Source organism: Serratia sp. BNK-10, from assembly GCF_047456065.1.
Classification (GTDB): Bacteria; Pseudomonadota; Gammaproteobacteria; order Enterobacterales; family Enterobacteriaceae; genus Serratia; species Serratia ureilytica.
Genome location: NZ_CP179894.1, coordinates 4,313,181 through 4,332,379, shown reverse-complemented (window position 1 = coordinate 4,332,379; position 19,199 = coordinate 4,313,181). Strand labels below are relative to the sequence as shown.

Genomic DNA, 19,199 nt, shown 5'->3' with positions numbered 1-19,199 from the left:
CAATGCGGCGGTATTGCTTGCCCTCCGGTGCGTGCGCTTGAGCGCAGCAACGGTTTTTCCCGGCTAATTGTTGAACACTTTCGTTTTTTTTCGTTATGGCGCCAATTTTGACCGGGTGGCGCGGAAAAGTAAAACCAATGGCATCATTGGTTGCGAAATGGCAGTAAGTTTTTGTAAAGATGAGACGGATTGCGCCCATTGCTTTAACATCACGGGTAGATTCAGCAAAAGATGAGTCGTAAAGGGTCCATTAACATGCTCCAAAAGGCAGATAATTTGGTCGAAGTGCGCGACATGAGCTTCTCGCGCGGCGACCGGCGGATATTTGAAGACATCAACCTGACGGTGCCTCGCGGTAAGATCACGGCGATCATGGGGCCGTCGGGCATCGGCAAAACCACGCTGCTGCGTCTGATCGGCGGTCAGCTGACGCCGGACCGCGGGGAGATTTGGTTTGACGGCGACAACATTCCCGCATTGTCCCGCCGTCAGTTGTACGACGCGCGCAAAAAGATGAGCATGCTGTTCCAGTCGGGCGCGCTGTTCACCGATTTGACCGTATTCGAAAACGTGGCCTACCCGTTGCGTGAGCACAGCAACCTGCCTGAGCCCCTGCTGCGCAGCACGGTGCTGATGAAGCTGGAAGCGGTCGGGCTGCGCGGTGCGGCGCAGCTGATGCCCAATGAACTCTCCGGCGGCATGGCGCGCCGGGCGGCGTTGGCGCGCGCGATCGCGCTGGACCCGGAGATGATCATGTTCGACGAACCTTTCGTCGGCCAGGATCCGATCACCATGGGGGTGCTGGTCAAGCTGATCGACGAGTTGAACCATGCGCTGGGCATTACCTGCATCGTGGTGTCGCACGACGTGCCGGAGGTGCTGAGCATCGCCGACTACGCCTATATCGTGGCCGATCACCGGGTGATTGCCGAAGGCACCACGCAGCAATTGCAGAACAATCCTGATGCGCGCGTGCGCCAGTTCCTGGATGGTATAGCGGATGGACCGGTGCCGTTCCGCTATCCGGCCGGGGATTATCAGACTGAACTGCTAGGCTTAGGGAGTAAATAAGCTCATGTTATTAAGAGCGTTAGCGTCTCTGGGGCGCAGTGGCATCAACACCAGCGCCAGCTTCGGCCGCGCCGGGTTGATGCTGTTCAACGCATTGATTGGCCGGCCGGAACCCGGCAAGCAGTGGCCGCTGTTGTTGAAACAGCTTTACAGCGTCGGCGTGCAGTCGCTGCTGATCATCATGGTTTCCGGGCTGTTTATCGGCATGGTGCTGGGCCTGCAGGGGTATATCGTGCTTACCACCTACAGCGCTGAAGCCAGCCTCGGCATGATGGTGGCGCTGTCGCTGCTGCGCGAGCTGGGGCCGGTGGTGACGGCGCTGCTGTTCGCCGGCCGCGCCGGTTCCGCGCTCACGGCGGAAATCGGCCTGATGAAGGCGACGGAACAGATCTCCAGCCTGGAAATGATGGCGGTCGATCCGCTGCGGCGCATCGTGGCGCCGCGTTTCTGGGCGGGGATGATCAGCATGCCGCTGCTGACCATCATCTTCGTGGCGATCGGCATTTGGGGCGGCTCGGTGGTCGGCGTGGATTGGAAGGGCATCGACAGCGGCTTCTTCTGGTCGGCGATGCAAGGCGCCGTAGAGTGGAAAAAAGATCTGCTCAACTGTCTGATCAAGAGCGTGGTATTCGCCATTACCGTAACCTGGATTGCCATTTTCAACGGGTATGACGCCGTGCCTACCTCTGAAGGGATTAGCCGGGCGACGACGCGTACCGTGGTGCATTCGTCACTGGCGGTGTTGGGATTGGATTTCGTGCTGACCGCACTGATGTTTGGGAATTGATTCGATGCAAACGAAGAAGAGTGAAATCTGGGTTGGGGCATTCATGCTGATCGCGCTGTGCGCCATCGTGTTTATCTGCCTGCAGGTGGCGAACCTTAAATCGATCGGCAGCGAGCCGACCTACCGCGTTTACGCGACGTTCGACAATATCGGCGGCCTGAAACCGCGTTCGCCGGTGAAGATCGGCGGCGTGGTGATCGGCCGCGTGGCGGACATCGAACTCGATCCGAAAACCTACACGCCGCGCGTGGCGCTCGATATCCAGAAAAAGTACGACGAAATCCCGGATACCAGCTCGCTGGCGATCCGCACCTCCGGCCTGCTGGGCGAGCAATATCTGGCGCTTAACGTGGGCTTCGAAGATCCTGATATGGGCACCACCATTCTGAAAGACGGCGGCACCATTCAGGACACTAAATCAGCCATGGTTCTGGAAGATCTGATCGGCCAGTTCCTGTATAAAAGCGGCGGTCAGGACAGCGCCAAACCGGGAGACGCGGTCGCTGAGCCGGCTGCCGGCGCTGCACCGCAACCCGCTGTTCCAAATCATTAAGAGAGGATACCTGCATGTTTAAACGTTTACTGATGGTGGCTCTGCTGGTGGTTGCGCCGCTGGCGAGCGCAGCCGACCAAACCAATCCTTACAGCATGATGCAAGACGCGGCGCAGAAGACCTTCAGCCGTTTGAAGAACGAACAGCCGAAGATCAAGCAGGACCCGAACTACCTGCGTTCCATCGTGCATCAGGAACTGATGCCGTTCGTGCAGGTGAAATACGCCGGCGCGCTGGTGCTGGGCCGTTACTACAAAGATGCGACGCCTGCGCAGCGCGAAGCTTACTTCACCGCTTTCCAGGCTTACCTGGAGCAGGCTTACGGCCAGGCGCTGGCGATGTACCACGGCCAGACTTACCAGATCGCGCCTGAACAGCCGCTGGGCAACGCCGACATCGTGGCCATTCGCGTCACCATCATCGACAACGGCGGCCGCCCGCCGGTGCGCCTGGATTTCCAATGGCGCAAGAACAGCAAAACCGGCTACTGGCAGGCGTATGACATGATCGCCGAAGGCGTCAGCATGATCACCACCAAGCAAAACGAGTGGGCGTCTACGCTGCGTACTCAGGGCATCGACGGCCTGACCAAACAGCTGCAGGCCGCTGCCGCGCAGCCCATCTCGCTGGACAAGAAAAACTGATGTCGGCAGCGCTCAGCTTCGAATCAGAGCAGCAGACGCTGATCTTGCGCGGTGAACTGGACCGTGAAACGCTGCTGCCGTTGTGGCGGCAGCGCGACGCGCTGATGGCGGATAAAACCGCGATCGACGTGGCGCAACTGCAGCGCGTGGACTCCTCCGGGCTGGCGCTGTTGCTGCATCTGCAGGAAGAGCAGCGCCAACGTGGCGTCGCGCTAAAAATTTTCGGCGTCACCGAGCGTCTGAAAACGCTGATCGCGCTCTACAACCTGCAGGCGATAATGCCTGTCGATACCGCCGGTTAGCGGCGTTTTGCACCGCCTTTGCGTGGTTAAATGATACAAAGCCCCTGTTATGCAGGGGCTTTTTCTTTAGTTTAAGAAAACATCGTATTCCACTAAGATACTAGGCTGTTTATGATCCTTTAGCGGCAGAACTGGATACTATGGAAACCAACGAGATTAAAGACGTGCTGATGCAGGCATTGGCACTGGATGAAGCGCACGTGACGGGCGACGGCAGCCATTTTCAAGCGATCGTGGTCGGCGAACTGTTCGCCGGCATGAGCCGCGTCAAAAAACAGCAGACGGTTTACGCACCGCTGATGGAATACATTGCGGACAACCGCATTCATGCCTTGTCTATCAAGGCGTACACCCCTGAAGAGTGGCAGCGAGACCGCAAACTCAACGGATTTTAAGGCTGTTTGCCCTGCCGGGCGGGCAGCTTCAGATTAGATAACAGAGAGTAGTCAGATGGATAAATTTCGTGTGCAGGGTCGGACCCGCCTGAGCGGTGAAGTGTCTATTTCCGGGGCCAAAAACGCCGCCCTGCCGATCCTGTTCGCCGCCCTGTTGGCGGAAGAGCCGGTCGAGCTGCAGAATGTCCCCAAGCTGAAGGACATCGACACCACCATTAAACTGCTCAGCCAGTTGGGTACCAAGATTGAGCGCAACGGTTCGGTCTTCGTGGACGCCAGCGGCGTGAACGAGTTTTGCGCGCCTTACGATCTGGTGAAAACCATGCGCGCTTCCATCTGGGCGCTGGGGCCGCTGGTGGCACGTTTCGGCCGCGGCCAGGTTTCCCTGCCGGGCGGCTGCGCGATCGGCGCGCGTCCGGTCGATCTGCACATCACCGGCCTGGAGCAGTTGGGGGCCGAGATCAAGCTGGAAGAAGGTTACGTCAAGGCGTCCGTCGATGGCCGTCTGAAAGGCGCGCACATCGTGATGGACAAGGTGAGCGTGGGCGCGACCGTGACCATCATGAGCGCCGCGACCCTGGCGACCGGCACGACCGTTATCGAGAACGCCGCGCGTGAGCCGGAAATTGTCGATACCGCCAACTTCCTCAATACGCTGGGCGCGAAGATCAGCGGCGCAGGCAGCGACAAGATCACCATCGAGGGCGTCGAGCGTCTGGGCGGCGGCGTGTATCGCGTGCTGCCTGACCGTATCGAGACCGGTACCTTCCTGATCGCCGCCGCGGTTTCCGGAGGCAAAGTGATGTGCCGTAACACCCGTCCGGATACGCTGGATGCGGTGCTGGCCAAACTGCGTGAAGCCGGTGCCGATATCGAAGTGGGCGAAGACTGGATCAGCCTGGACATGCACGGCAAGCGCCCGAAAGCGGTCACCGTGCGCACCGCGCCGCACCCGGGCTTCCCGACCGACATGCAGGCCCAGTTCAGCCTGTTGAACCTGGTGGCGGAAGGCACCGGCGTTATCACCGAGACCATCTTCGAAAACCGCTTCATGCACGTGCCGGAATTGATCCGCATGGGGGCGCACGCGGAAATCGAGAGCAACACCGTGATCTGCCATGGCGTTGAACAGCTGTCCGGTGCTCAGGTGATGGCGACCGATCTGCGCGCTTCCGCCAGCCTGGTGATCGCCGGCTGCATCGCCGACGGCGTGACCGTCGTCGATCGCATCTACCATATTGATCGCGGCTATGAGCGTATTGAAGACAAGCTGCGCGCGCTGGGTGCGAACATCGAGCGTGTGAAAGGCGAGTAAGGCATTAACGCCGGCGCGGCTGCGTCGGCAGGATGAAAATCAAAGGGCCGGCTATCAATGCCGGCCCTTTTTTAATTGCTGTCTTCCGGGAATTCACCCACCGTCATTTTCAACGTAATGCGCTTGCCGTCACGCAGCACGATAACCGGTATCTCGGTGCCCGGTCTGATCTCCGCCACCTGATCCATGGTCTCCAGCACGGACACCGCCGGTTTGTTATCCACGTTGATGATGATGTCGTTGATCTGGAAGCCGGCGTTGCTCGCCGGGCCGTTTGGCGTAATCTCGGTCACGATGATGCCTTGAAGGCGATCGATGCCGGAATTGGACGAGCGCAGCGGAATGATCTCTTTGCCCTGAATGCCGAAATAGCCGCGGATGACGCGGCCGTCGCGGATCAGCTTGTCCATGATTTTGGTGGCCAGTTCGATCGGAATGGCGAAGCCGAGGCCCTCCGGCGTTTCGCCGTCGGTAATTTTGTCATAGGTCAGGGTGTTGATGCCGATCAGCTCGCCCAGCGAGTTGACCAGCGCGCCGCCGGAGTTGCCGCGGTTGATGGAGGCGTCGGTCTGCAGGAACGTCTGTCGGCCGGTGGTGCTCATACTGATGCGGCCGGTGGCGCTGAGGATGCCCTGTGTGACGGTCTGCCCCAGGTTATAGGGGTTGCCGATCGCCAGCACCACGTCGCCGACGTGGGCAACGCGATTTTTATTGGTCGGGATCACCGGCAAATTGCCGGGATCGATCTTCAGCACCGCCAAATCGGTCAGGCCGTCCGAGCCGACCAACAGCGCTTCGTAGCGGCGGCCATCCTGCAACACCACGGTGATCTGCTGAGCGTCTTTGATCACGTGGCGGTTGGTGATGATATAGCCGCGTTCATTCATGATCACGCCGGAACCGAGCGACAGCACGTTGGCGGCGCCGTTCAGGTTGCGGTTGTAAATGTTCACCACGGCGGGCGCGGCGCGGCGCACCGCTTTGTTGTAGCTCACTGGCGTTTCGTCGCTGGTGCTCTCAGGTTTGTCTGCAAACAGGCCGTTGGAAGAACGCAGCATGGGCAGTGCGGCCAACAGCAGGCCGGCAACGATGAGACCGATAACGACAGAACGCAAGAGCTTAGCAAACATGGAGTTTTCGTGGTGTGGTGAACGATGTTCGGAGGATAGCATGAGTTAACCGGGCGCAGTATGTCACCGAGCCCGGTTTTTGCACAAATTAACGCAGCAGCAGATAAATGGTTTCGTTGCCGCGCACGATATTGAGTGCCATCACCGGTGGCTTGGCCTCCAGCACTTTACGCAGCGTGGTGATGTTGTCCACGCGCTGACGGTTGACGCCGATGATCACGTCGCCTTTCTGCAGGCCGATCTGCGCCGCCGTTGACCCTTTATCCACGTTCTCCACCTTCACGCCCTTGTCGCCGCTCGGCAACGCGCCATTGCTGAGGGAAACCCCCTGCAGCGCCGGCGACAGCGTTTCGGCGTTGGTCGAGGCGCTCTCGCTGTTGTCCAGCGTGACCGAGACTTCCTGCGGTTTGCCATCGCGCAGCAGGCCCACCTTGAGGGTTTTGCCCGGCGCGGTGGTGCCGACTTTGGCGCGCAGTTCGGCGAAGCTGCTCACCGGTTTACCGTCGACGGAGACCAGGATATCCCCGGCCTTGATGCCCGCCTTGGCGGCGGCGGATTTCGGCAGCACTTCGCTGACGAAGGCGCCGCGCTGCGCGTCGGTGTTGAAGGCTTTGGCCATATCCGGGGTCATTTCGCTGCCCTTGATGCCCAGCAGGCCGCGTTTCACTTCGCCGAATTCAATCAGCTGCTGGCTCAGGTTCTGCGCCATATTGCTCGGAATGGCGAAACCGATGCCGACGTTGCCGCCGCTCGGCGCCAGAATGGCGGTATTGATGCCGATCAGCTCGCCGTTCAGGTTAACCAGCGCGCCGCCGGAGTTGCCGCGGTTGATGGAGGCGTCGGTCTGAATGAAGTTTTCCAGCCCTTCCAGATTCAGGCCGGAGCGGCCCAGCGCCGAGATAATGCCGGAAGTGGCGGTTTGGCCCAGGCCAAACGGGTTGCCGACCGCGACGGCAAAGTCGCCGACGCGCAGCTGATCGGAATCGGCCATCTTGATGGCGGTCAGGTTTTTGGTGTCGCTGAGCTGCAACAGGGCGATGTCGGATTGCTCATCGCGGCCGACCAGCTTGGCGTCCAGCTCGCGACCGTCGTTCAACTGCACGCGGATTTTATCGGCGTTGTTGATGACGTGGTTGTTGGTCAGCACATAGCCTTTGGCGGCGTCGATGATCACGCCGGAACCCAGCCCTTCAAACGGACGGGAGCTTTGCTGCTGGCCGGGGAAGTTAGGGCCGAAGAAGCGTCTGAACTCTTCCGGCAGTTGTTGACGCTGCACCTGAGTGCCGGCGACATGCACGCTCACTACGGCGGGCAAGACTTTTTCCAGCATCGGCGCCAGGCTCGGCAGCGGCTGCCCCTGAACGGCGACGGGCAGGGCCGCGTTGGCCACCGGTACGGAGCTGAGCGTCAGGCCGAGGCTCATTGCCAATGCACTAAGAATTAACGACTTTTTCTTCATTGATTATAACTCTCTCAATACCTGCCGATGAAAATTTGATGATAAGGCAATCACCTTGTCATAGTGAAGGGTAAGACCGTGAATTTGCGTGCAAAGTTCAGTAAAGGTAATGCGAGGGAAGGTCAAGACGGTAAACGGAGGAAGCCCGCGGATGGCCCCGCGGGCGAAGGGGGGTCAGTCGCGGCGCGCGCTTTGCCCGCGCAGCAGGCCGGAGGCGCCTTCCGAATAGTCGCGCGGCATTTCTACCGGCGCTTGATCGTTGTCTGCTTCCGCTTCGGTCAGGCGATAGCGGAACGGATTTTCCTGCATCGGCAGATCCGGCAGCAGGTTGTTCGAGCTTTTCGCCATGTGCTGATACAGCTGACGATAATCGCGCGCCATGTTGTCCAGCAGCTCGGCGCTGCGGGCAAAGTGGCCGACCAGCTCCTGACGGTACTCTTCCAGCTCGGTTTTGCTCTTGTCCAGCTCGTTCTGCAGGACTTGTTGTTGACGTAATTTACGGTTGCCAAAACGCATCGCCACCGCACCAATCACGATACCGACGACCAAACCAATCAGCGCATACTCCCAGGTCATGATGACTCCTATTTTGACTTCGTTGTTCCGCAGGGATTTTTCACTTAATAATATCCACTATAACCGTTAACCTTGTCCGAGTGGAATCCTGATGCGCTTCCACCTAATTTTTACAGGGTTTTCAGCGGCGCCCGCAGCGGGCATTTGTGGCGATAACGGTGCGAATCGGCATCAACTTGCCGCCAACGTTGGCTAAATAATTTCTAAGCGTTCTTAGGGAACATCGAACAGATGCAGGCACTATCACCGTTATCTCGCTACCAGCAGGCGCTGGATGCGGGGGAATATCAGGCCGATGAGGTTCAACGCCGGGCCGTCACTCAACTGGATCGCATTTATCAGGCTCTGTTGCAAAAGCCGGCGGCGAGCGCGCCTGCCGGCGGGCTGCGCGGTAAGCTCAGCCGCTTGCTGGGCAAGGGCGGCGACACGGCGCCGCAGCGCCCGGTGCAGGGGCTGTATATGTGGGGCGGCGTCGGGCGCGGCAAAACCTGGTTGATGGATATGTTCTTCCACAGTTTGCCGGGCGATCGCAAAATGCGTCTGCACTTTCACCGCTTCATGCTGCGGGTGCATGAAGAGCTGACCGAGTTGCAGGGGCGGGAAAACCCGTTGGAAATCGTCGCCGACGGCTTTAAGGCCGAGACCGACGTGCTGTGTTTCGACGAATTCTTCGTGTCCGACATCACCGACGCCATGCTGCTGGCCACGCTGCTGCAGGCGCTGTTCGCGCGCGGCATCACGCTGGTGGCCACGTCGAACATCCCGCCGGACGATCTGTACCGCAACGGTCTGCAGCGGGCGCGTTTCCTGCCGGCCATCGATCTGATCAACGAGTACTGCGACGTGATGAACGTCGACGCCGGCATCGACTATCGTCTGCGTACCCTGACCCAGGCGCACCTCTACCTAACGCCGCTGAGCGACCAGACGCGCGAGACGCTGGATCGGATGTTCGTTAAGCTGGCGGGCAAGGCGGGGGAGGACGCGCCGGTGCTGCAGATCAACCATCGGCCGCTGCAGGCTATCCGTTCGGTGGACGGCGTGCTGGCGGTGGATTTCCACACGCTGTGCGAAGAGGCGCGCAGCCAACTGGACTACATCGCGCTGTCGCGGCTGTATCACAGCGTGATCCTGTATAATGTGCGGGTGATGGGGCCGCTGAAAGAGAATACCGCGCGCCGTTTCCTGGCGTTGGTGGACGAATTCTACGAGCGGCACATCAAGCTGGTGATCGGCGCCGAAGCGTCGATGTTCGAGATCTATCAGGGGGTGCAGCTGAAATTTGAATTCCAGCGCTGCCTGTCGCGCCTGCAGGAAATGCAGAGCGAAGAGTACCTCAAGCTGCCGCATTTGCCCTGAGTCTGCCGGGCTTGCCGCCGCCGTATCGCCGGTTGTCCGCCGCCGGCGATAAATTTATTTTCCATTCAAAAACCGTTCGATCTTTGTGAGCGACTTCTCTATAATCTTGCGACCCCACGTTACAACAAAGTTTTTTTTCCCAAAAACTTTATAGTGCCGGCAATGGCTATTCGAAGGGGTAGGTTTGCTGGACTTGTATGGTCGTGTGAGCCTCAACTGTTTTCGAGCGTTTGGGTGTTCACCAACGTGTAACTAATTATTGGGTAAGCTTTCTAATGAAAACTTTTACAGCTAAACCAGAAACCGTAAAACGCGACTGGTACGTTGTTGATGCAGATGGTAAAACTTTAGGCCGTCTCGCTACTGAACTGGCTCGTCGCCTGCGCGGCAAGCATAAAGCGGAATACACCCCGCACGTGGATACCGGTGATTACATCATCGTTCTGAACGCTGACAAAGTTGCTGTAACCGGCAACAAGCGTACAGACAAAGTGTACTACCACCACACCGGCCACATCGGTGGTATCAAGCAAGCGACCTTTGAAGAGATGATTGCCCGCCGTCCTGAGCGCGTGATTGAAATCGCGGTTAAAGGCATGCTGCCAAAGGGCCCGCTGGGTCGTGCTATGTTCCGTAAACTGAAAGTTTACGCGGGCACCGAGCACAATCACGCGGCACAGCAACCGCAAGTTCTGGACATTTAATCGGGATTAATGGCAATGGCTGAAAATCAATACTACGGCACTGGTCGCCGCAAAAGCTCCGCCGCTCGCGTCTTCATCAAGCCGGGCAACGGTAACATCGTTATCAACCAGCGCAGCCTGGAACAGTACTTCGGTCGCGAAACTGCCCGCATGGTAGTTCGTCAGCCGCTGGAACTGGTCGACATGGTTGGCAAACTGGATCTGTACATCACCGTTAAAGGTGGTGGTATCTCCGGTCAAGCTGGCGCTATCCGTCACGGTATCACCCGTGCACTGATGGAGTACGATGAGACTCTGCGTTCTGAACTGCGTAAAGCTGGCTTCGTCACCCGTGACGCTCGTCAGGTTGAACGTAAGAAAGTCGGTCTGCGTAAAGCACGTCGTCGTCCGCAGTTCTCCAAGCGTTAATTTCCGCTGCTTCGGCAGTGCGATTTACGCAAAAAACCCGGTGCTTCACCGGGTTTTTTTATGCCTGAAATCCGCCTTCCCCGACTAAAATCTGTGGCATATCAGACAATTCAACATGAATTCGCCGCAGCGCCCCCACAAAACAAGCAAAATCTGGTAAACTATCACCCACTTTTGCGCCTGTTCGCCGTGCAGTTGACCTCCTGGGCCGGTTTTTTATGGGTTCGGGTCGCGCTGCGTGCTGCCGGCCTGCGGCAAGATTATTCAGGATAGCAGCCTGTCAGTTGGCTATTCGCAGTATTTTCTAGATAACTTGGAGGTTTTCATGGCTGTCGCTGCCAACAAACGTTCGGTAATGACGCTGTTCTCTGGCCCGACCGACATTTTTAGCCATCAAGTACGCATCGTACTGGCGGAGAAAGGTGTCAGCGTCGAGATCGAGCAGGTCGAAATGGATAACCTGCCGCAAGATCTGATTGACCTCAACCCTTACCAGACGGTGCCTACGCTGGTCGATCGCGAACTGACCCTGTATGAATCCCGCATCATCATGGAATACCTGGATGAGCGCTTCCCGCACCCGCCGCTGATGCCGGTTTACCCGGTTGCCCGTGGTGAGAGCCGTCTGATGATGCTGCGCATCGAGAAGAACTGGTACTCGCTGATGGACAAGATCGAGAAGAGCAGCGGTCAGGAAGCAGAATCCGCCCGCCGCCAGCTGCGTGAAGAGCTGCTGGCGATCGCGCCTATTTTCGGCCAGGCGCCGTATTTCATGAGCGAAGAGTTCAGCCTGGTGGATTGCTACCTGGCACCGCTGTTGTGGCGTCTGCCGCAGCTGGGCATCGAGTTGAGCGGCGCCGGCTCCAAAGAGTTGAAAGGCTACATGACCCGCGTCTTCGAACGCGACGCTTTCCTGGCTTCCCTGACCGAAGCCGAGCGTGAAATGCGCCTGCAAACCCGGGGCTAAGCGCGATGGACATGTCTCAGATGACGCCGCGTCGCCCGTATCTGCTGCGGGCGTTCTATGACTGGCTGCTGGATAACCAGCTGACGCCGCACCTGGTGGTCGACGTGACTCGCCCTGATGTTCAGGTGCCGATGGAGTTCGCGCGCGATGGCCAGATCGTGTTGAATATCGCGCCGCGCGCGGTAGGCAACCTGGCGTTGGGCAACGAAGACGTGCAGTTCAACGCGCGCTTCGGCGGCGTGCCGCGCCAGGTCTCGGTGCCGATGGCCGCCGTGCTGGCGATTTATGCGCGTGAGAACGGCGCCGGCACGATGTTTGAACCGGAAGCCGCCTACGACGAAAGCGAAGGCGTGTTCGAAGGTTTGGACAATGAGACGATCCCTTCGGAAACGTTGATGTCGGTGATCGACGGCGATCGCCCGGATACCGCGGAAGATGACGGCCCGGACGACGAACCGCCGCAGCCGCCACGCGGTGGCCGACCGGCGCTGCGTGTGGTGAAATAAGCCCGCGTGAACAAACGAAAAAGCACCCCGTGGGGTGCTTTTTTTGCCCGGACGAAGCGGATCAGCCTTTCAAGGCGGCAATGCAGGCATCGCGCGGCGCGCTGAGATCGCCTACGCGCACGGTGGACAGCGCGCGGGCCGCGCGCTCACGGAAGCTGGTGATGGCGGTGTCGCCTTGCACTTCCGGTGGCGCGGTGCAGATGTCATTGAGCGGCAGATCGTTGCCTTTGTTGAGCGCCTGCAATACCGCCGCCGGGTTGTAGATCAGGGCGGCGGAGAGGGCAGATTTAATGCCGGCGGTAAATCCGGCATTGCCGCCGCCGGCCAGCTTGGGCGCCAGGGCAATCCAGTTGTCGTCCCCCAACCGGATACTGTTTTCCACGGCGCTGAACTGCCCGGCCTTGCCCAACTGCGCCACGACCGGCCGCGCGCCGCGCGCTTCGATATTGTAACCGACCTCCTGCGAATCCAGCGCCAGGGCTGAGGCGCTGAAACTGACGGCCAGCAGTGCGCCGGCCAACAGGGAAATGGAGCATTTCATGTTCGCTATCCTTATCTCGGTGTCAGGCGCCGCCGCGCCCTGCAATGGTGCTAACTCAATACTATAGCGCGTTGAGGCAGTGAGGAGAGGGGAGGTTGTTACAAAGCGTGGCCGGTTAAAACAAAGGCCCGGCATTGTGCCGGGCCTTTGGCGGTACGGAAGGTTTACACTTCCAGGTAGTTCATGATGCCGTCTGCCGCTTTGCGGCCTTCGGCGATCGCCGTCACCACCAGGTCGGAGCCACGGACCGCGTCACCACCGGCGAAGATTTTCGGGTTGCTGGTCTGGAATGCGTTGTCGCTGCCTTCCGGCGCCACGATGCGACCCTGTTTATCGAGCTGCACGTCGTGCGCCGCCAGCCAGTCCATGCGGTGTGGGCGGAAGCCGAACGCCATCACCACCGCGTCGGCGTCGATCACGTGTTCGGAACCCGGCACCTGCTCTGCCGCCTGGCGACCGTTGGCATCCGGCGCACCCAGCTGAGTGCGCACCATTTTCACCCCGGCCACGCGGCCGGCGCTGTTCAGTTCGATGCTCAGCGGCTGCAGGTTGAACTGGAAGTCCACCCCTTCTTCCCGGGCGTTCTTCACTTCGCGCTTGGAGCCCGGCATGTTGGCCTCGTCGCGGCGGTAGGCGCAGGTGACCTGCGTCGCGCCCTGACGCACCGAGGTGCGCACGCAGTCCATGGCGGTATCGCCGCCGCCCAGCACCACCACCCGTTTGCCTTCCATGCTGACATAAGGCTCGTGCTGCTCGGTTTCATACCCCATCAGCTGCTTGGTGTTGGCGATCAGGAACGGCAGCGCGTCGTACACGCCCTGCGCATCCTCATTCTCCAGCCCGCCACGCATCGATTGATAGGTGCCGACGCCGAGGAACACCGCATCGTACTCGCTCAGCAAAGTCTCCATGCTGACGTCTTTGCCCACTTCGGTATTCAGCTGGAACTCGATGCCCATCTCGCTGAAGATGCCGCGGCGTTTGACCATCACTTCCTTTTCCAGCTTGAAGGCCGGGATGCCGAAGGTCAGCAGACCGCCGATCTCAGGATGACGATCATACACCACCGCTTTGACGCCGTTGCGGGTCAGCACGTCAGCGCAGGCCAGCCCGGCGGGGCCGGCACCGACGATCGCCACGCGCTTGCCGGTCGGCTGCACGTGCGACATGTCCGGCTTCCAGCCCATTTCGATGGCCTTATCGCTGATGTAACGCTCGATATTGCCGATTGTGACCGCGCCGAACTCGTCGTTCAGGGTGCAAGACCCTTCGCACAGGCGATCCTGCGGGCATACGCGGCCGCACACCTCCGGCAGGCTGTTGGTCTGATGCGCCAGGTCCGCCGCTTCCATGATGCGGCCTTCGTTGGCCAGCTTCAGCCAGTTCGGGATGTAGTTGTGCACCGGGCACTTCCACTCGCAATACGGGTTGCCGCAGGACAGACAGCGGTCCGCCTGGGCTTTGGCCTGGGTTTCCGAAAACGGTTCGTAGATCTCGACGAACTCGATTTTGCGGATCTTCAGCGGTTTCTTAGGCGGATCAACACGCTGCAGGTCGATAAATTGATAAACGTTCTGGCTCATTAATGACCTACCTCTTACTGCGCCTGCACCCGCAGCTCGGCTGCGGAACGGCTACGGTGACCCAACAGCGCTTTGACATCGCTGGACTTCGGTTTGACCAGGGCGAACTTCGGCGCCCACTCCGGCCAGTTGGCCAGGATCTCTTCCGCGCGGGAAGAGCCGGTCGCCTGCACGTGTTCGGTGATCAGGCCGCGCAGATGCTCCTCATGGATCGCCAACTGATCGACATCCAGCACTTCCACCAGCTCCGGGTTCACGCGCTTGCGGAACTCGCCGTCTTCGTCCAGCACGTAGGCGAAGCCGCCGGTCATGCCGGCGCCGAAGTTGATGCCGGTTTTACCCAGCACGCAGACGATGCCGCCGGTCATGTATTCGCAGCCGTTGTCGCCGATGCCTTCCACCACGGTGATGGCGCCGGAGTTGCGCACCGCGAAACGCTCGCCCGCGCGGCCGGCGGCGAACAGCTTGCCGCCGGTGGCGCCGTACAGGCAGGTGTTGCCGACGATGCTGGCTTCATGGCTGCGGAAGGCGGAGCCGATCGGCGGACGCACCGCGATGCTGCCGCCGGCCATACCTTTGCCGACATAGTCGTTGGCGTCGCCGGTCAGGGTCAGCTCGACGCCGCCGGCGTTCCAGACGCCGAAGCTCTGCCCGGCGGTGCCGGAGAAGTGCGCCTTGATCGGATCGGCCGCCATGCCCTGATCGCCGTGCACGTTGGCGATAGCGCCGGACAGCATGGCGCCCACGGAGCGGTCAGTGTTGCGAATGTCGAAGTAGAAGGTTTTACCCTGTTTCGCTTCGATATGCGGCTGCGCCTGCGTCAGCAGCTCTTTGTTCAGCAGGCCCTTGTCGAACGCTGGGTTGCTGCTTTCTGTGCAGTACACCGCTTTGCCCGGATGCGGCGTGGCGGTTTTCAGCAGCGGCGACAGATCCAGCTTGTTCTGCTTGGCGGAGATGCCGTCCAGCTCGGTCAGGAAGTCGGTGCGGCCGATCAGATCCACCAACTGGCTCACGCCCAGTTGCGCCATGATCTCGCGGGTTTCACGTGCGATAAACTGGAAGTAATTCGTCACGCGTTCCGGCAGGCCGTGGTAGTGATCGCGGCGCAGCTTGTCGTCCTGAGTCGCGACGCCGGTCGCGCAGTTGTTGAGGTGGCAGATGCGCAGGTATTTGCAGCCCAGCGCCACCATCGGCCCGGTGCCGAAGCCGAAGCTTTCCGCGCCCAGGATCGCCGCTTTGACGATGTCCACACCGGTTTTCAGGCCGCCGTCCACCTGCAGGCGGATCTTGTGGCGCAGACCGTTGGCCACCAGCGCCTGCTGGGTTTCCACCAGGCCCAGTTCCCATGGGCAGCCGGCATATTTCACCGAGGACAGCGGGCTGGCGCCGGTGCCGCCGTCGTAACCGGCGATGGTGATAAGATCGGCATAGGCTTTCGCCACGCCGGTGGCGATGGTGCCGACACCCGGCTCGGACACCAGTTTCACCGAGATCACCGCCTTCGGGTTGACCTGCTTCAGATCGAAGATCAGCTGCGCCAGATCTTCGATCGAGTAGATGTCGTGGTGCGGCGGCGGGGAGATCAGCGTCACGCCCGGCACCGAGTAACGCAGTCTGGCGATGTACGGGGTGACTTTGTCGCCCGGCAGTTGGCCACCTTCGCCCGGCTTGGCGCCTTGCGCCACCTTAATCTGGATCACGTCGGCGTTCACCAGGTAGGCCGGTGTTACGCCGAAACGGCCGGAGGCCACCTGTTTGATGCGCGACACCTTGTTGGTGCGGTAGCGCGCCGGATCTTCGCCGCCTTCGCCGGAGTTGGAGAAGCCGCCGAGGCCGTTCATGGCGATCGCCAGTGATTCGTGCGCTTCCGGGCTCAGCGCGCCGATCGACATCGCCGCCGTGTCGAAGCGTTTGAACAGCGATTCCGCCGGTTCGACCTGATCGACCGGGATCGGTTCGCCTTTCGGCGTGATGGCCAGCAGATCGCGTAGCATGGCGACCGGCCGCTCGTTCACCAGCTTGGCGTAAGCCTGATAGTCGCTGTACTCGCCGCTGTGTACCGCTTTTTGCAGCGAGTTCACCACGTCCGGGTTGTAGGCGTGGTATTCGCCGCCGTGCACGAATTTCAGCAGGCCGCCTTGCTCCAGCGGTTTGCGTTTCAGCCAGGCGCGCTTGGAAAGGTTCTGCAGATCCTGCTGGAAATCGCTGAAGCTGGCGCCGCCAATGCGGCTGACCACGCCCTGGAAGCACAGATCCGCCAGATCGCGGTGCAGGCCGACCGCTTCGAACAGCTTGGAGCAGCGGTAAGAGGCGATGGTCGAAATGCCCATCTTGGACATGATCTTGTACAGACCTTTGTTAATGCCGTTGCGGTAGTTCAGCATCACGTCGCGGTATTTCTTGTCGATCGCCTGGCTGTCCACCAGCTTGGCCAGGGTTTCATAGGCCAGATACGGATAGATGGCGGTCGCGCCGAAGCCGAGCAGTACGGCGAAGTGGTGCGGATCGCGGGCGCTGGCGGTTTCAACGATCAGGTTGGCGTCGCAGCGCAGGCTTTTTTCCACCAGGCGGGTTTGCACGGCGCCGACTGCCATCGGAGCAGGCACCGGCAGGCGGCCGGGCGCGATGGCGCGGTCGGACAGCACCAACAGCACCGCACCTTCACGCACCTTGCGTTCCGCTTCGTCGCACAGGGCGCGGATGGTCTGCTCCAGATCCTGCTGCTGCGGATCGAAGGTCAGATCGAGCGTCTCGGCGCGATAGTATTCGCCTTCCAGCGTGGTGAGCTGTTTGAAATCGGAGTACAGCAGGATCGGCGATTTGAAGCTCAGGCGGTGTGCCTGGCCTTCGGCTTCGCAGAACACGTTCATTTCGCGGCCGATGCTGGTGGCCAGCGACATGACGTGCGCTTCACGCAGTGGATCGATCGGCGGATTGGTGACCTGCGCGAACTGTTGGCGGAAATAGTCGTAAACGATGCGCGGCCGGCTGGAGAGCACGGCGAACGGGGTATCGTCGCCCATCGAACCGGTGGCTTCCTGGCCAATTTCGCCCAGCACGCGGATCACCTGATCCAGCTCTTCACTGCTGTAGCCGAACTGTTTCTGATAGGTTTCGAGCTGCGCGTCGTCGAGCTCGCGGCTGCCGACCTGATCGTCCGGCAGATCTTCGAACGGCACCAGGCGTTTGACGTTTTTCTCCATCCACTCTTTATACGGGTGGCGGCTTTTCAGATCGTTGTCGGTTTCCGCCGAGTGCAGGATGCGGCCGCTGCGGGTGTCGATCACCATCAGCTCGCCGGGGCCGACGCGGCCTTTTTCCACCACTTCATCCGGCTGGTAATCCCAGATGCCGACTTCGGAGGCGCAGGTGATCAGCTTGTCTTTGGTGATCACGTAGCGCGCCGGGCGCAGGCCGTTGCGATCGAGGTTACAGGCGGCGTAGCGGCCGTCGGACATCACGATGCCGGCCGGGCCGTCCCACGGCTCCATGTGCATCGAGTTGAAGTCGAAGAAGGCGCGCAGATCGCCGTCCATGTCCGGGTTGTTCTGCCAGGCCGGCGGCACCAGCAGGCGCATGGCGCGGATGAGATCCATCCCGCCCGCCAGCAGCAGCTCCAGCATGTTGTCCAGCGAACTGGAGTCGGAGCCGGTTTCGTTGACGAACGGCGCGGCGGCCTGGAGATCCGGGATCAGCGGCGTTTGGAATTTATAGGTACGGGCGCGCGCCCACTGGCGGTTGCCGGTGATGGTGTTGATTTCGCCGTTGTGCGCCAGGTAGCGGAACGGCTGCGCCAGCGGCCAGCGCGGCACGGTGTTGGTGGAGAAGCGCTGGTGGAACAGGCAAATGGCCGACTCCAGGCGCAGGTCCGCCAGATCGAGATAGAAGCGCGGCAGATCCGCAGGCATGCACAGGCCTTTATAGATCGTCACCAGGTTAGAGAAGCTGCAGACGTAGAAACTGTCGTCCTGCACGCGTTTCTCGATGCGGCGACGCGCCACGAACAGGCGGCGTTCCATATCACGCGGGCGCCAGCCGGCCGGGGCGTTAACGAAGATTTGCTCGATGCGCGGCAGGGAGGAGAGGGCGATTTCACCCAGCACGTCCGGGTTGGTCGGCACTTCGCGCCAGCCGACGATCGACAGCGTTTCGTTTTGCAGCTCTTCTTCCACGATGCGGCGGCTGAGGCGCGCTTCCTCTTCATTCTGGCTGAGGAACATCATGCCGACGGCGTAGTTCTTGGCCAAACGCCAGCCGCGCTCTTCCGCCACCATGCGGAAGAAGCGATCGGGTTTTTGCAGCAACAGGCCGCAGCCGTCGCCGGTCTTGCCGTCGGCGAGGATCGCGCCGCGGTGCTGCATGCGGGCCAGCGCGTGAATGGCGGTGCGCACCACCTTGTGGCTAGGTTCGCCTTCTATATGGGCGATCAGGCCGAAACCACAGTTGTCCCTCTCTTGGGATTTATCGTACAACATATCGTGAACCTCCCCAGGCTCTGCGTGACTCTCACAACCTACTGCGAGGGGGCTTCCCAATTTCAGGCAGAAGTCCAATCAGCAAGTTAACCCCGCCAATCTGCTTTTCCGCCCTCCATCAATGGCCTCTCGTGACGGTCTCACAAGTGGTATAGGACTTGTTTTAAGAGGGAGTCTTCAATTACTGCATAAATATGACGAGACGTTTGCCCGTCCAGAAAGCTTCCAGCGGACTTCCAACTTAGCGAGAAAGAATTCGCAGGTCAAATGTGGGCTTAAGATAGATTCTTATCGAATTGATGATGTTTATTTATTTGAAAAATAAGTATTTTAATGCATTTTTGCACTATCGTGGGGCAGCACCGATCCCCGCAGAAGTGTGAGCTGTCTCACTATAGTGCAACCCCTTAATCTCTGCACCATG

18 protein-coding genes are annotated in these 19,199 nt (G+C 60.0%); 12 read left to right on the top strand and 6 right to left on the bottom strand.

The window, feature by feature from the left end:
- The first annotated feature begins 255 nt into the window (after positions 1 to 255).
- The 7 genes from mlaF (at position 256) to murA (ending at position 5,067) form a co-directional block, all read left to right on the top strand.
- Positions 256 to 1,071 carry a phospholipid ABC transporter ATP-binding protein MlaF gene (gene mlaF / locus ACMGG9_RS20825; protein ID WP_033644494.1) on the top strand — a complete coding sequence of 272 codons (816 nt, stop codon included), beginning with the start codon at positions 256 to 258 and terminating at the stop codon, positions 1,069 to 1,071.
- Positions 1,072 to 1,075: 4 nt separating this feature from the next.
- The gene (mlaE, locus tag ACMGG9_RS20820) at positions 1,076 to 1,858 is read left to right on the top strand and encodes a lipid asymmetry maintenance ABC transporter permease subunit MlaE (RefSeq protein ID WP_033644495.1); all 783 of its coding nucleotides are present in this window, start codon (positions 1,076 to 1,078) and stop codon (positions 1,856 to 1,858) included.
- A gap of 4 nt (positions 1,859 to 1,862) precedes the next feature.
- Positions 1,863 to 2,411: an outer membrane lipid asymmetry maintenance protein MlaD gene (gene mlaD, locus ACMGG9_RS20815; protein ID WP_414161698.1), complete on the top strand. Its 549-nt coding sequence runs from the start codon at positions 1,863 to 1,865 to the stop codon at positions 2,409 to 2,411.
- A gap of 14 nt (positions 2,412 to 2,425) precedes the next feature.
- On the top strand, positions 2,426 to 3,055 hold the full coding sequence (gene mlaC / locus ACMGG9_RS20810; protein WP_033644498.1) for a phospholipid-binding protein MlaC: 630 nt from the start codon (positions 2,426 to 2,428) through the stop codon (positions 3,053 to 3,055).
- The gene (gene mlaB / locus ACMGG9_RS20805) at positions 3,055 to 3,357 is read left to right on the top strand and encodes a lipid asymmetry maintenance protein MlaB (RefSeq protein WP_033644499.1); all 303 of its coding nucleotides are present in this window, start codon (positions 3,055 to 3,057) and stop codon (positions 3,355 to 3,357) included. Before mlaC ends, mlaB begins: the two co-directional genes overlap by 1 nt.
- A gap of 140 nt (positions 3,358 to 3,497) precedes the next feature.
- Positions 3,498 to 3,752 carry a BolA family iron metabolism protein IbaG gene (gene ibaG / locus ACMGG9_RS20800; RefSeq protein ID WP_025304370.1) on the top strand — a complete coding sequence of 85 codons (255 nt, stop codon included), beginning with the start codon at positions 3,498 to 3,500 and terminating at the stop codon, positions 3,750 to 3,752.
- A 55-nt stretch (positions 3,753 to 3,807) separates the two neighbouring features.
- Positions 3,808 to 5,067 carry a UDP-N-acetylglucosamine 1-carboxyvinyltransferase gene (murA, locus tag ACMGG9_RS20795; protein WP_019453131.1) on the top strand — a complete coding sequence of 420 codons (1,260 nt, stop codon included), beginning with the start codon at positions 3,808 to 3,810 and terminating at the stop codon, positions 5,065 to 5,067.
- Positions 5,068 to 5,138: 71 nt separating this feature from the next.
- Here murA and degS read toward each other — a convergent pair whose 3' ends face one another.
- From degS to zapG, 3 genes are all read right to left on the bottom strand, one after another.
- The gene (degS, locus tag ACMGG9_RS20790) at positions 5,139 to 6,197 is read right to left on the bottom strand and encodes an outer membrane-stress sensor serine endopeptidase DegS (protein ID WP_042785432.1); all 1,059 of its coding nucleotides are present in this window, start codon (positions 6,195 to 6,197) and stop codon (positions 5,139 to 5,141) included.
- 88 nt (positions 6,198 to 6,285) lie between these two features.
- Positions 6,286 to 7,656 (bottom strand): serine endoprotease DegQ, encoded by a 1,371-nt coding sequence (gene degQ, locus ACMGG9_RS20785; protein ID WP_025304368.1) that lies wholly within the window; start codon positions 7,654 to 7,656, stop codon positions 6,286 to 6,288.
- A gap of 174 nt (positions 7,657 to 7,830) precedes the next feature.
- Positions 7,831 to 8,232: a Z-ring associated protein ZapG gene (gene zapG / locus ACMGG9_RS20780; protein ID WP_004937074.1), complete on the bottom strand. Its 402-nt coding sequence runs from the start codon at positions 8,230 to 8,232 to the stop codon at positions 7,831 to 7,833.
- Positions 8,233 to 8,463: 231 nt separating this feature from the next.
- Between zapG and zapE the strand changes: the two genes are divergently transcribed.
- The 5 genes from zapE (at position 8,464) to sspB (ending at position 12,176) form a co-directional block, all read left to right on the top strand.
- The gene (zapE, locus tag ACMGG9_RS20775) at positions 8,464 to 9,591 is read left to right on the top strand and encodes a cell division protein ZapE (RefSeq protein ID WP_033644501.1); all 1,128 of its coding nucleotides are present in this window, start codon (positions 8,464 to 8,466) and stop codon (positions 9,589 to 9,591) included.
- 275 nt (positions 9,592 to 9,866) lie between these two features.
- Positions 9,867 to 10,295, top strand: coding sequence for a 50S ribosomal protein L13 (gene rplM / locus ACMGG9_RS20770; RefSeq protein ID WP_004937079.1), 429 nt, complete (start codon positions 9,867 to 9,869; stop codon positions 10,293 to 10,295).
- 15 nt (positions 10,296 to 10,310) lie between these two features.
- Positions 10,311 to 10,703 (top strand): 30S ribosomal protein S9, encoded by a 393-nt coding sequence (gene rpsI / locus ACMGG9_RS20765; RefSeq protein WP_004937080.1) that lies wholly within the window; start codon positions 10,311 to 10,313, stop codon positions 10,701 to 10,703.
- Positions 10,704 to 11,028: 325 nt separating this feature from the next.
- A complete protein-coding gene (gene sspA, locus ACMGG9_RS20760) occupies positions 11,029 to 11,670 on the top strand; it encodes a stringent starvation protein SspA (RefSeq protein WP_004937082.1) in 642 nt (213 codons plus the stop codon).
- Between the two features lie 5 nt (positions 11,671 to 11,675).
- Positions 11,676 to 12,176 carry a ClpXP protease specificity-enhancing factor gene (gene sspB, locus ACMGG9_RS20755; RefSeq protein ID WP_025304365.1) on the top strand — a complete coding sequence of 167 codons (501 nt, stop codon included), beginning with the start codon at positions 11,676 to 11,678 and terminating at the stop codon, positions 12,174 to 12,176.
- 61 nt (positions 12,177 to 12,237) lie between these two features.
- Here sspB and ACMGG9_RS20750 read toward each other — a convergent pair whose 3' ends face one another.
- The 3 genes from ACMGG9_RS20750 to gltB form a co-directional block, all read right to left on the bottom strand.
- Positions 12,238 to 12,717: a hypothetical protein gene (locus tag ACMGG9_RS20750; RefSeq protein WP_033644504.1), complete on the bottom strand. Its 480-nt coding sequence runs from the start codon at positions 12,715 to 12,717 to the stop codon at positions 12,238 to 12,240.
- A gap of 164 nt (positions 12,718 to 12,881) precedes the next feature.
- A complete protein-coding gene (locus ACMGG9_RS20745) occupies positions 12,882 to 14,300 on the bottom strand; it encodes a glutamate synthase small subunit (protein ID WP_033644505.1) in 1,419 nt (472 codons plus the stop codon).
- A 14-nt stretch (positions 14,301 to 14,314) separates the two neighbouring features.
- Positions 14,315 to 18,775 (bottom strand): glutamate synthase large subunit, encoded by a 4,461-nt coding sequence (gene gltB, locus ACMGG9_RS20740; RefSeq protein ID WP_089192283.1) that lies wholly within the window; start codon positions 18,773 to 18,775, stop codon positions 14,315 to 14,317.
- Positions 18,776 to 19,199 lie beyond the last annotated feature (424 nt).

Excerpts from the sequence above, each read along its gene's own strand:
- mlaF (WP_033644494.1), top strand. The coding sequence starts at position 256 with ATGCTCCAAAAGGCAGATAATTTGGTCGAAGTGCGCGACATGAGCTTC.
- mlaE (WP_033644495.1), top strand. The coding sequence starts at position 1,076 with ATGTTATTAAGAGCGTTAGCGTCTCTGGGGCGCAGTGGCATCAACACC.
- mlaD (WP_414161698.1), top strand. The coding sequence starts at position 1,863 with ATGCAAACGAAGAAGAGTGAAATCTGGGTTGGGGCATTCATGCTGATC.
- mlaC (WP_033644498.1), top strand. The coding sequence starts at position 2,426 with ATGTTTAAACGTTTACTGATGGTGGCTCTGCTGGTGGTTGCGCCGCTG.
- mlaB (WP_033644499.1), top strand. The coding sequence starts at position 3,055 with ATGTCGGCAGCGCTCAGCTTCGAATCAGAGCAGCAGACGCTGATCTTG.
- ibaG (WP_025304370.1), top strand. The coding sequence starts at position 3,498 with ATGGAAACCAACGAGATTAAAGACGTGCTGATGCAGGCATTGGCACTG.
- murA (WP_019453131.1), top strand. The coding sequence starts at position 3,808 with ATGGATAAATTTCGTGTGCAGGGTCGGACCCGCCTGAGCGGTGAAGTG.
- degS (WP_042785432.1), bottom strand. The coding sequence starts at position 6,197 with ATGTTTGCTAAGCTCTTGCGTTCTGTCGTTATCGGTCTCATCGTTGCC.
- degQ (WP_025304368.1), bottom strand. The coding sequence starts at position 7,656 with ATGAAGAAAAAGTCGTTAATTCTTAGTGCATTGGCAATGAGCCTCGGC.
- zapG (WP_004937074.1), bottom strand. The coding sequence starts at position 8,232 with ATGACCTGGGAGTATGCGCTGATTGGTTTGGTCGTCGGTATCGTGATT.
- zapE (WP_033644501.1), top strand. The coding sequence starts at position 8,464 with ATGCAGGCACTATCACCGTTATCTCGCTACCAGCAGGCGCTGGATGCG.
- rplM (WP_004937079.1), top strand. The coding sequence starts at position 9,867 with ATGAAAACTTTTACAGCTAAACCAGAAACCGTAAAACGCGACTGGTAC.
- rpsI (WP_004937080.1), top strand. The coding sequence starts at position 10,311 with ATGGCTGAAAATCAATACTACGGCACTGGTCGCCGCAAAAGCTCCGCC.
- sspA (WP_004937082.1), top strand. The coding sequence starts at position 11,029 with ATGGCTGTCGCTGCCAACAAACGTTCGGTAATGACGCTGTTCTCTGGC.
- sspB (WP_025304365.1), top strand. The coding sequence starts at position 11,676 with ATGGACATGTCTCAGATGACGCCGCGTCGCCCGTATCTGCTGCGGGCG.
- ACMGG9_RS20750 (WP_033644504.1), bottom strand. The coding sequence starts at position 12,717 with ATGAAATGCTCCATTTCCCTGTTGGCCGGCGCACTGCTGGCCGTCAGT.
- ACMGG9_RS20745 (WP_033644505.1), bottom strand. The coding sequence starts at position 14,300 with ATGAGCCAGAACGTTTATCAATTTATCGACCTGCAGCGTGTTGATCCG.
- gltB (WP_089192283.1), bottom strand. The coding sequence starts at position 18,775 with ATGTTGTACGATAAATCCCAAGAGAGGGACAACTGTGGTTTCGGCCTG.